The sequence below is a fragment of the Escherichia sp. E2661 genome (genome assembly GCF_004745185.1).
Lineage (GTDB): Bacteria > Pseudomonadota > Gammaproteobacteria > Enterobacterales > Enterobacteriaceae > Escherichia.
The window spans coordinates 72,114-84,122 of sequence record NZ_PDIG01000031.1 but is presented as its reverse complement, the minus strand read 5'-3'; the positions used below and the strand labels follow the sequence as shown (position 1 = coordinate 84,122).

Below are 12,009 nucleotides of genomic sequence, written 5' to 3'. Positions count from 1 at the left end.
CGCGTTACCCGTCTGTTACTGCGCCGGTGATTGTTCGGCATTTAGGGTCAGACGCGCAACCTGGTTAGTTCTGATAAAACGACTCAGATCGACAGGTTTCCCTTGATACTGGATCTGTACTGCGGCTGGCGCACCAATTTTCAGTTTGTACGGCGCCTGACCGGCTAAATTCAAGTTACCGCCTTTACGCTGCATCCCGCTGAACAGTTTTTTGCCGGTAGAATCGGTGACTTCCAGCCAGCAATCGGCAGTAAAGTTCATGACCAGCGCATTCGGGTCAGCCGCTGGTGTTGTTACACCAGCCTGATCGGTTGGCAATGGTGCAGCAGCATCTGGCGTCGTTGCCGTTGGCGCGGTCGTAGCCGCGGTATCCACATTCGCCTGCGAAGGCGGAACAACTGCGTTCTGCTGTGGTTCAACGGCAGGGGCTGGGGTGGTCACGTCTGACGTTTGCGTGTTTGCAGCGGTAGTATCCGCAGGTGCTGACGTCGTGGTGGAGTCACTCTGACTAGCATTTGAGGAGGTATCTAACGGCACGCTCTGCGCCTGGTCGCTATTACCGTTCAGTTCCGCTGTGGTCTGATCGGCCATAGTCGTGATCTCTTCCTGCTGGGCTTTGTGATCTTGCCACCACCAGGCACCGCTCAGTCCAATCACCACGAATAACACCAGCCAGGTGAAGGTCATCAGCCAGCCATCGCGTTTTTTACGTCGCTTGCCGAGAGAGAAACTCTGCATGGGCGCAACTTTTGCGGCCCGTAACGGAGCCTGTTTTTCCAGCCCCGGCAGCAGTTCTTCTTCCGGAATATGCACCAGTCGTGCATAAGACCGGATATACCCGCGCAGGAATGTTGATGCAAGGTCGGCTGGCGCCTTATCCTCTTCAATATCGCGTACCGTGGAAACCTTCAGACAAAGTCGTTCGGCAACGGCTTGCTGGCTAAGTCCAAGTTGTTCGCGGGCATTACGCAAGCGAGCGCCGGTAGTAAGTGCTTCATTTTGGTCGTGCGTGGCTTCAGTATTCATTCGCTGCAGGTACGTTTAAATGAGAATTGAGATGCCGGTGAGTCATCATACTCACCCACACCGCGAGACATCCATTAAGTTAACCTTTATCATACAGTATAAGACTGTCTGTGTGCTCATGACAAAGCCCACATGAATCAAAGCTAACTCACTGTTGCATCGTTACATACTGCCTTAAAGTCAGCAAAAACGCACCGTTAATATTGATCAGACAATTGCAACTTAATGCTATATTCATAAAAGATTACGCCACGGTACAAAAAGTAACCGTGGCGCAAGAGACATCAAACCGTTTTCACGTCGATGGCTTCTCCCTGCATCCGTTTGCGCAGGGTACGTTTAGTACGGTCGATAACCTCGCCCGCTAATTGCCCGCAGGCTGCGTCGATATCATCCCCACGCGTTTTACGCACGATGGTTGTGAACCCATAGCTCATCAACACTTTTGAGAAGCGATCGATACGACTGTTCGAACTGCGGCCATACGGCGCGCCCGGGAACGGGTTCCACGGAATCAGGTTGATCTTACACGGCGTATCTTTCAGCAGCTCCGCCAGTTGATGCGCGTGCTCAGTACCGTCGTTAACATGGTCAAGCATCACGTATTCAATAGTGACTCGGCCTTGATTGGCGTTGGATTTCTCCAGATAACGGCGCACCGCAGCAAGGAACGTTTCGATATTGTACTTTTTGTTGATCGGTACAATTTCGTCACGAATTTCGTCGTTCGGCGCATGCAGAGAGATTGCCAGCGCAACGTCAATCATATCGCCCAGTTTATCCAGTGCCGGAACAACACCCGATGTAGAGAGCGTCACGCGACGTTTAGACAAGCCAAAGCCAAAATCGTCGAGCATGATTTCCATCGCCGGAACGACATTGTTCAGGTTGAGCAGCGGTTCGCCCATGCCCATCATCACTACGTTAGTGATCGGGCGCTGACCGGTGACTTTTGCTGCGCCGACGATTTTCGCCGCACGCCACACCTGGCCAATAATTTCCGACACCCGCAGGTTACGGTTGAAACCTTGCTGGGCAGTGGAACAGAATTTACACTCCAGCGCACAGCCAACCTGCGAGGAGACGCAAAGTGTGGCGCGGTCGTCTTCCGGAATGTACACCGTTTCAACGCGCTGATCGCCCACGGCAATTGCCCATTTAATGGTGCCGTCAGATGAACGCTGTTCTTCAACCACTTCCGGTGCGCGGATCTCCGCCACCTCTTTCAGTTTGCCGCGCAACACTTTGTTGATGTCGGTCATCTCATCAAAGTTGTCGCAGCAATAGTGATACATCCACTTCATCACCTGATCGGCGCGGAAGGGTTTTTCACCTAAATCTTTAAAAAACTCCCGCATCTGCTGACGGTTGAGATCCAGCAGGTTGATTTTTCCATCTTTCGTGGTGACGTTTTCAGGTGTGACTAATTGTTCAGACATATGCTATTCCGGCCTCGTTATTACACGTTATGGCCCCTGGAGGGTTGAAAAAAGAAACGCCCCGGTGAGCTACTGCTCGTCCGGGGGCGCTGCATTGTACAAATTCTGGCGCATGGATGCCACGTTTGCACGCGGCATTTACGAAAATATTAACGTGTGCGCGGACACACTTCGCCTTCACCGAAGAAGAAGGCGATTTCGCGAGCGGCAGATTCGACGGAATCAGAACCGTGGGTACCGTTTTCGGTCAGGCTGTCAGCGTAATCAGCGCGCAGAGTACCGGCCAGTGCGTTTGCCGGATTGGTCGCGCCCAGCAGATCGCGGTGACGCTGAACGGCGTTTTCACCTTCCAGCACGGAAACCACGATCGGGCCAGAGGTCATGAACTCAACCAGACCATCAAAGAACGGTTTTCCATCGTGTTCAGCATAAAAGCCACGAGCCTGTTCAACGGTCAGGTGCAGCATTTTGGTACCGACAATTTTGAATCCAGCAGCTTCAAAGCGCGCAAAGATATTACCAATAACGTTTTTTTGCTACCGCATTTGGTTTGATGATGGAAAAAGTACGTTCAATAGCCATTTTTACCTCTGTAAATTATTCTGTTGTTGTCTGTACCAGCGTACGAGATGGCGCGGATTATAATGAGCTACAGGGCCGTTGACTATTGATGAAGGTAACATTTTTTTAAAATAAACCGAGTTTAAGCAACAAAATCTGACAAAACAGACTACTGCATGGCAAATCTCACCGTCGCGACCTGTCCCATTTCATCCATCACCAGTAACTGATAATCACCTTTTTCACTCAAACGCAACGTAATGTTACGCCCACGTTCAGTTAACGGCGCACCATTAAGAAACCACCATCGTCCACCTGCGCCACCCGTGGTTTGCACAGGCAAAGAAGCATCAGCAGTGCCAGGTAAACGTTTAATAATCGCGCCATCGCGAACGCCTGTCAGCTGCAGCGGGAGCTGGGCATCGTGACCGTACGGCGGGCAACTTGTTGATGCCGATGGCAGGCGTGCGGCGCGGCGCTCCGATGCGGGCAGCCAGGGTTCCAGCGGTAGCGGCCAGACATTTATCATTTCTTGTCGCGCCTGAGGGCAATCAGCGGCAACACGTTTGCCGTTTTCATCCAGCCAGATGGGGAAACGAATGCCGTTAATGCCTTCCTGCTCCGGCAGTAATAGCGTTGGCGGCTGGCTCCCGTCCAGCAGCCAGGTTGCCAGGCGGCGGCGACAGTTACCGTCACCTTCCGGCAAAGACTGTCCGCCAGGCCAGCAGATAACGCCACGGCTTACGGAGTCAGGACGCGGGTCTTCCGGCAGATTCGCACTGCGCGACAGTAAGATATTATTGACCTGATTCAACAGCGGTACGGCACTGGCAAAGCCAAACTGGCCGACTACCGGCGTGCCGTCCGGCCTGCCGGTCCAGATACCGATCACATAGCGAGCGTTTATCCCTATTGCCCATGCATCGCGATAGCCATAACTGGTTCCTGTTTTCCACGCCAGTGGTACGACGCGTGGCAAGGCACCATCCGGAAGCGGCTGCGCTTCATCTGCCATAATACGGCGGATAATCCACGCGGCCCCCGGCGACATTAACGGTCGCTCAAGTAATGGGTCGCCCGGCTGTAAGCGCAACTTACCTGCCTTACCGTGGCGAGCAAACGCGGTATACGTTGCGGCCATATCTTCCAGTTTTGCACCAGCGCCGCCGAGAATGAGCGAAAGATTGGGCGCAGCACCGTTGGGCAAATACAACGGCAATCCAACATTGCGTAATTTTGCCGCAAACCGTTTCGGGCCATAGGCTTCCAGCACCTGCACAGCAGGTAAGTTCAGCGAGCGCACCAGCGCCTCGCTCATGCTGATCGGGCCATGAAAACCGCTGTCAAAGTTACCGGGTCGATAATCACCGGTGCGTCGGGGGACGTCTTGCAACAGCGATGCCGGGTGGATCAAACCTTCATCCAGCGCCAGACCATAAACAAATGGTTTGAGCACCGATCCTGGCGATCGGATCGCATTAACCATATCAACATGACCAAAGCGTGAATCATCGTTGAGATCGACCGATCCTACCCAGCCGCGAACACGCATATCGGTATGATCAACCACGATCATTGCCAGTGAGCTGCGCGCCGGCAATCGTCCTTTCCAGTTTTGCGCCAGTTCTTCCAGACGTCGTTGAAGACCTGCATCCAGCGTAGTAACGATTTTGTCGCTTTTACTTTTACCGAGCATCATGCGCGAAAACAACGGTGCCAGTTGCGGCATTTGTCGGGGGGCCAGCCAGATGGGCTCTTCACTAGATTCTTTTACCTGCTCACGGGACCACACACCTTGCGCAGCCATCCGTTTGAGCACTTTATTACGTGCGGCCTCGGCACGTTCCGGCCAGCGATCCGGGCGCAGTCGGCTAGGCGCTTGCGGTAACACCGCCAACATTGCTGCCTCGGAATAGCTCAAATTTGCAGGCGATTTCCCGAGATAAGCCCAGCTTGCCGCACCGATCCCCTGTAAAGTACCGCCAAACGGGGCGCGGTTAAGATACAAGGTCAGAATTTCACGTTTAGACAGGTGCCATTCCAGTTGAAATGCGCGCCAGAGTTGGCGAATTTTACCGCCAAAGGTTTTCGAATGTGGATCAAGCAGGCGAGCTACCTGCATAGTGAGCGTACTGCCGCCGGAGATAACCCGACCAGAAGTAAGATCCTGCCAGGCAGCACGAGCCACCGAGAATGGGTTCACGCCTGGATGCTTCCAGAACCAGCGATCTTCGTAATTGATCAGTGCTTCGAGATAACGCGGAGAAACATCTTCGATGGTTACCGGATAACGCCAGATGCCATCAGCATCGGCAAAGCGCCAGAGCGGCGTCCCATCCTGCGCCACGACGACGCGTGCGGGGTTAACTTCATGTAGCGGCAGAGGCCAGAGTTTATCTGCCCCCCACGCCGCCAGAATGATAATAAAGGGCGTGACTGCCAGCGTTATCCAGCAGCCACGTTTGGTTAACAGACGAGCCATTTACGGTCTGATAATCAGCAAATCTTCAGTAGCGCCAGTCGCCCGCCATTGGGGAACATACATTGATTCCACCATCGGTTGCGGAACCTGATACGTTCCCGGCGTTACCGCCCGTGCCAGATACACCAGCGTTACCGGCTGATATTCATCAACAACAACCGCCGCCACAAAGCGATCGTCCCGAAACTCAATATGCTTAATGTTCGCTTGTTGCATTTGATTGAGTAGGTTTTGCACTTCGCTGCCACTTTGCTCCAGGCTGGCGCTGCCGTTAGCCAGGTTCTGGTTTTCCAGTTCCAGGCCCGCTGGCAGTAAATCAACGACCAAAGCATCCGGCACGCTGTCACTGGCTTTTACCTGCAACCAGACCAGCACCAGATCGCCGCTACGCAACGAGTCCAGAGACTTACTCTTACCGTCAGTACCAAGAATATGACGCTCAATTTGCAGCACATTGCTCGCTGGTTGTGGTGCGGATTGCGGATAACCGCTGGCATCCACACGCAGCCATAACGGCTGGTCACCACGGTTGGTCACCTGCAAGGTGGCAAGTTGATCGCTATTCAGATTGCTGTTTTGCGCTTTCTCGCCTGTCAGCGGCTCAGTTGAGAAAGAGGTTTGCGCCTGCCATTTACCCGGTAAATCCTGAATCGTACGGGCAGCCAGGAACAACGCGTTACTTTCCTGCGTCGAGAGCCAGCGTTCACCGAACGCCTGCTGAGAAAGCGTGTTCAGCAAAGTGTTCTGCTCATCGGGTAGCAGTTTATTTTCTTCAAGTAAGGAGAGCATTAACGCGTTGTCGCGCAGTGGGCTACCGTAATCACCCAGCCATTTCCGTTCATCGTTACGCGGCGTTTTCAGCGCCAGCGCAATCGCTTCTTCACCACGCGTCGCATCACCCATGGTTTTCAGCGCAACGCCAAGTTGCAGCAGCGGTAAACCAGAAGCCGCATCTGCACGACGCTCCCAGATTTCGCGTAGTGCACCCAGCGGTGCTTTTTGCTGCCGTGCCAGCACCAGTGCAGCGTAAGACTGAACGGCAAACTTACTGGCTTTAAGATTATCAGCGTACGGAATCGACATCATGCCCGGATCTTGTAAATAGCGCAGCAGACGCTCGTTTCCACGATTAATGGTTTCTGTCGGCACGCTGTAACCCTGTTCACCAGCACGGATCAGGAAATCCATCACGTAGGCGGTCAGCCAGTACTCTTCGTCACCGTTTTTATCCCACAGGGCAAAGCCGCCGTTATCACGTTGCATTTGCAGCAAACGAGAAATGCCAATATCGACTGCCGCACGGCGTTTATCATCGCTGTCGCCTTTTATCCCCAACGCCTGTAGCTGGGCAGCGTTGGTATAAAGTGACGGGAACAGGCCGCTGGTGGTTTGCTCCAGACAGCCGTACGGATACGCTTTTAACTCTTTGATATAACGTGCGATGTTCAGCGGTGGTTTGCCGCTCAACAACAACTGCCCTTCCAGCGTAACAGGAGAGAAGTTTTGCAACCCATCAGCCGGGAGCGCCCATGTCTCACCAGGCTGCAACGCCGTACCGTAATTGACCGTTTGTGCCGGGAATGCCGGACGGACGCCGATTTTCCACTGCTTATGCTGATCGGCAACGGTTTCACCTGGTAACGCTAACCCGCTAATGGTGGCCTGAATTTCACCATCGCCAAACCCCGTCAGAGCACGCACCGGGATAAACAGCGTGGTTCGCACACCTGGCGCTAATTCAACTGGTGCGGGAGAATTACTCACCAGTTCAAGCAAGCCACTGGCGGTCAGAGCAACGTTAAGTTTTTGCGGTTTATCGGTAAGATTAGTGATGTCCAGCGTCAGACGAGAGGTGTCGCCGCTAGCCATAAAGCGCGGCATGTTCAGTTCCGCTATCACGGGTGCCGCAACAACCACTTTGCTTTCGTTGCTGCCGAAATCATCTGCTGTCCATGCTTGCGCCATGACGCGCAATTCACCGTTAAAATCGCCAATCGGCAATGTAACCGTGCCTTCGCCCTGTTCGTTGAGCGTTACCGGCAGCGCCTGTTGCGCGACAATATTGACGTGATTTACTGGCGGTTTGCCACCGCGTTTCAGTTCATCACCATCACCACCAAAGCGCAGTGCAGCCAGACGCCCCTGACCTTCAATAACCTGACCGTAAATATCATAAATGTCTGCGCCATAGCGTTTCTGACCAAAGAACGCCTGCCACGGATCTGGCGTGACGTAGTCAGTAATATTCAGCACACCACTATCAACGGCAGACACCAGCACATTCACCTGTTTAGGCTTCTCGCCATTTTTAGTGCTGGCTTTAATTTTCACGGTTAATGGTTGATTGGGACGCATTTTTGCTGGTGTTTCCAGCGCGAGATCGAGGCGACGGTTTTCATCACCAAGCGGCAAATGCAACACACCAACCGCGCGTTTTGGCGTCGCGGAGCGAGATTTATCACCAGGACGCACCACCAGCGTACTTAAATACAGATCATGGCGATTCCAGGTTTTATCGACCGGAATCGTCAGATCCAGCCCTTGAGCCAGAACATCAATCTCTTGCCACCACAGCGGCCCTTCACTGGACTCGACCATCGCATAACCTTTACCCGCCGTTGGCGCGGCGATATGCAACTTAATGGTGTCGCCCGGGCGATAACTGGCTTTATCCAGTTTCAGCGTGACACGATCCGGACGCACTGCGCCGCTACCGTCGCTATTGTCCTGCCAGCTATATCCGGCCCAAAAACGCACGCTACTGACCGCTTCATTCGGCGCTTTGACTTCCAGACGATAAGCGCCCCACTCTACCGGAAATCTGACCTTGCCGGTTTCGTCCGCTTTCAGATCCAGCGTTTGCTCATTTTCGATCAAATCTTTTTGATCGAACTGTGACTTCCAGCCTTCATCTTCCGACCAGTTCCAGTAGTAATCGCGACGTTCGCGAATCAGTCGCACCTGCAAGCCCGACACTGCTTTTTTCACGCCCTGCGCATCGCTATAAACGATATCAAAAACAGCGTTACTGTCTTCATCAACAATGGGCTGTTTTACCATGCTGTCAGTGCGATAATCGTAAACTGATTTTGAAGAGAACTGCGGACGGATCCCTGGCAGCGCATCGGCAGGCCAGATAGCCTGTTCAGCGCGGCGCGTCACCGGGCGACCACCCGATTCCAGCAAACTCCCCTGGAAAATAACCTGTAATGGGGAATGTACTTCCTTCCACTGGCTTTCAGTGGAAACTTCGCCACGCCCTTTATCATCCAGCGTCAACTGAACTTCATCCAGCGTGCGGGAAAGGTTTTCGGCAGCAATATCGCCAAATTCGAAACCAGGCAATGCAGAAACCGCTTCACGCAGCGGCCGCAAGAAAAGCTGTCCCTGCAAGGTATTGCCATTAGCGGGCGCACCGTACAGGTAGTACCCCACCACGGAGAATTTCACTTCATCTTTTGGTGTTAATGGCGTTTTCTCGCCGGTCAGATTCAACGCCATGCGCTCCGGCATAAAATCTTCGACGTGGAAATCCCACATCCGATACTGGTTATCCCCAGTGTTGGCTCGGATATGCCACATTCCGGTTGCCGCAGTGCTATCCAGCGGCCAGGTAAAGTGGTAGAGGCCATTTTCCGGCTGGCTAACAACACTACGCAGTACCTGCCCGTCAGGTTTAATCACGTCCAGTTTGATGGGTTGATCCGGCAGAGCTTTACCGTCTGCATCACGCAGTAAGCCGTTGAGGATGACCGTTTCGCCAGGGCGATAAAGATCGCGCGGGCCAAACATAAAGAACTGTTTGCTGTAGCCTGGCGCGCCAGCAATGTTAAATTCCGCTAAGTCCAGTGCCGGTAGTTTTAAATCGAGCAGCGTTGTTTGACCGTCTTTACGCGCCAGCAGTAGCGCCGCATTTTTATCATTTTCCAACTGCACATGGCCCTGTGAATCACTGGTCGCCTGAGTCAGAGTCTGCCCTTTCTCATTTAATAGCGAGACTTCAATTCCTTGCTGGGCCGCGCCGTTTTCCAGGCTTTGAGTAAAGATATCCAGACGATTGTGATAACGGTGGGCCGATACGCCGATATCACTTAACGTAAATAGCGTGGCTGGATTACTGTAATCGTAATGTCCGGCCTGATTCATTACAGCCAGATACACGCCCGCCTGCTGAAGCGGCTTGATATCGCCCAGCGGCAGCAATAATTTTTCACGAGTGTTTCGCGCGGGATTGAGATCAAACCGCCCGGTATAGACCAGGTCCGCCATCTCCAACAGTTTGTCCGATTGCCAGTTCGCCAGCGAATTGCGGTATTCCCATTGGCTAATGAAAGCTGGCAGCGATTCCGGCTTAACACGGAAGAAGTTAACATCGACATTGTTAACGTTGAGCGCCATTACCGGCAGTCCTTCCACGACTTTTCCGGGTAGCAGCGAACCACGGCTGGCAAAGCCGACGCTGGGTTGGATATCGCGGGTGGTGATGGTTTTTTCGTAATCTTTACTGAAGGTTGCGTTATTGAGTGCCTTAACTTCCTTGCCAATAGTGACGATCAAATCACGTTTCGGTTCGAGGTGGCGTAAACGCAGTTCTTTGAGATTATCTGACAACTCCCAGGCGCCATCCACTTTGCCGCTCTTTTTATCGACGACATGAATAACACGCGAGAAGTCCTGATCCGGGTCGAGGGGGACAGAGAAAGTCAGTACCAGCGTGGCTGCGCCATCGAGCTGTACCTCAGAGAGATCCAGCAATGTCAGTGCCTTACCCGCACTCTGGTGTGCCAGTTTTTGTCGCGCCGGCGAGGAGAGTTTCGCAGAAGTCGCATTTGTCGAAGATGACTCTTTAGCAACTTCAGAAGACGTATCTTTTTTCACTGCAGTTGGCGCGTTATCGTTGTTGTCGCACCCTGCCAGCGCCAGCATCAACATACAGGCGGCTAAGCGTAACTTTTTCATCTCTCATCCCTGCCACAATGGCCCGTTAGCAACGTCGAATGATTATTATGCGTGAGAAATGACGTTATGTAATTCACTATCACATCTACAAAATCCGAATTTTAGTGAGAAATGTGGCTCAGGCAGCCAAATCAGCCTCTTTTGCTTGTCGCTTTTCGGCAAACATCCGACAATTTAACTTAACCCCGGCAAAAATGGAGATGCCTATGTCCACGACATGGTTTGTAGGAGCCGACTGGCTCGCCGAACATATTGATGACCCGGAAATTCAGATTATTGATGCTCGTATGGCGCCGCCCGGGCAGGAAGAGCGAAACGTTGCCCAGGAGTATCTGAACGGTCATATCCCCGGTGCAGTATTTTTCGATATCGAAGCTCTCTCTGATCATCACATCCCCCCTTCCGCACATGCTGCCTCGCCCGGAAACGTTCGCCGTCGCGATGCGTGAACTGGGCGTTAATCAGGACAAGCATCTGATTGTCTATGATGAAGGAAACCTATTTTCTGCGCCGCGCGCGTGGTGGATGCTGCGCACTTTTGGTGTGGAGAAAGTGTCAATCCTTGGCGGTGGCTTAGCGGGCTGGCAACGTGATGATCTGCTGTTAGAAGAAGGTGCAGTGGAACTGCCGGAAGGAGAGTTTAACGCCGCGTTTAATCCTGAAGCCGTGGTGAAAGTAACCGATGTATTATTGGCAAGCCATGAAAATACGGCGCAAATTATTGATGCCCGCCCGGCTGCGCGTTTTAACGCGGAAGTTGATGAACCTCGCGCAGGTTTACGTCGCGGACATATTCCCGGCGCGCTGAATGTTCCGTGGACAGAACTGGTGCGCGAAGGCGAACTGAAAACGACCGATGAACTGGATGCGATATTTTTTGGTCGCGGCGTCAGCTATGACAAACCAATTATTGTCAGCTGCGGCTCTGGTGTAACGGCAGCCGTGGTTTTGTTGGCACTCGCAACGCTGGATGTGCCAAACGTGAAACTGTACGACGGCGCATGGAGTGAATGGGGCGCGCGGGCAGATTTACCGGTTGAGCCATTGAAATAAGCTTTTTACAGGCAATAAAAAACCGCCGAATTTGGCGGTTTTTTATTGCTGGTCTGGTTCGCGGCCTTTCCAGCAGGTTGACTTGTGTTGCATGAACAACGCAGGTGCTTCACAGCAGAGCAATACTCGCCAGTAACTCTCTTTTTGTCAAGCCAAAGAGAGTAATTTTTGTTCAGCCAGTGTATTATCCACTATGGCCCTTTCCGCCGTCTCGCAAACGGGCGCTGGCTTAAGGAAAGGATGTTCCATGGCCGTAAATGCAGGTGTTTCACAGCGCTTGCTATCGCGGCAATATCGCCAGTGGTGCTGTCGTGATGCGGTCTTCGTATGGACCGCACAATGAAGATACGGTGCTTCTGTATCGTACTTATTGTTTCTGGTGCGCTGTTTTCCGAAGTAAATAATAACCGGAGTCTCTCCGGTAACAATTTACTGGTGGTTAACAACCTTCAGAGCAGCAAGTAAGCCCGAATGCCGCCCTTTGGGCGG

Annotated in this window: 5 protein-coding genes and 2 pseudogenes; 2 read left to right on the top strand and 5 right to left on the bottom strand. The window is 52.8% G+C overall.

Annotation, left to right across the window (positions count from 1 at the left end; all coding sequences use genetic code 11):
• Positions 1-15: 15 nt before the first annotated feature.
• From rodZ to yfhM, 5 genes and pseudogenes are all read right to left on the bottom strand, one after another.
• Complete coding sequence (gene rodZ, locus CRI63_RS15530) at positions 16-1,026, bottom strand: cytoskeleton protein RodZ (protein WP_130214615.1); 1,011 nt, start codon at positions 1,024-1,026, stop codon at positions 16-18.
• 284 nt (positions 1,027-1,310) lie between these two features.
• Positions 1,311-2,465: a bifunctional tRNA (adenosine(37)-C2)-methyltransferase TrmG/ribosomal RNA large subunit methyltransferase RlmN gene (locus CRI63_RS15525; protein WP_130207500.1), complete on the bottom strand. Its 1,155-nt coding sequence runs from the start codon at positions 2,463-2,465 to the stop codon at positions 1,311-1,313.
• Between the two features lie 149 nt (positions 2,466-2,614).
• A pseudogene (gene ndk / locus CRI63_RS15520) lies at positions 2,615-3,047 on the bottom strand (nucleoside-diphosphate kinase).
• Positions 3,048-3,195: 148 nt separating this feature from the next.
• Entirely contained in the window at positions 3,196-5,508 is a 2,313-nt protein-coding gene (pbpC, locus tag CRI63_RS15515; RefSeq protein ID WP_135520027.1) for a peptidoglycan glycosyltransferase PbpC, read from the bottom strand.
• Positions 5,509-10,467, bottom strand: a complete 4,959-nt coding sequence (gene yfhM, locus CRI63_RS15510; RefSeq protein WP_135520026.1) for an alpha2-macroglobulin — start codon at positions 10,465-10,467, stop codon at positions 5,509-5,511.
• Positions 10,468-10,673: 206 nt separating this feature from the next.
• Here yfhM and sseA point away from each other — a divergent pair.
• Together sseA and timP are read left to right on the top strand one after the other, a co-directional pair.
• A pseudogene (gene sseA / locus CRI63_RS15505) lies at positions 10,674-11,520 on the top strand (3-mercaptopyruvate sulfurtransferase).
• 339 nt (positions 11,521-11,859) lie between these two features.
• Complete coding sequence (gene timP / locus CRI63_RS24750) at positions 11,860-11,985, top strand: small toxic inner membrane protein TimP (RefSeq protein WP_276319951.1); 126 nt, start codon at positions 11,860-11,862, stop codon at positions 11,983-11,985.
• Positions 11,986-12,009 lie beyond the last annotated feature (24 nt).

Bases quoted from the DNA above. Each gene is read 5' to 3' on its own strand.
- rodZ (WP_130214615.1), bottom strand. From the start codon at position 1,026: ATGAATACTGAAGCCACGCACGACCAAAATGAAGCACTTACTACCGGC.
- timP (WP_276319951.1), top strand. From the start codon at position 11,860: ATGAAGATACGGTGCTTCTGTATCGTACTTATTGTTTCTGGTGCGCTG.
- yfhM (WP_135520026.1), bottom strand. From the start codon at position 10,467: ATGAAAAAGTTACGCTTAGCCGCCTGTATGTTGATGCTGGCGCTGGCA.
- CRI63_RS15525 (WP_130207500.1), bottom strand. From the start codon at position 2,465: ATGTCTGAACAATTAGTCACACCTGAAAACGTCACCACGAAAGATGGA.
- pbpC (WP_135520027.1), bottom strand. From the start codon at position 5,508: ATGGCTCGTCTGTTAACCAAACGTGGCTGCTGGATAACGCTGGCAGTC.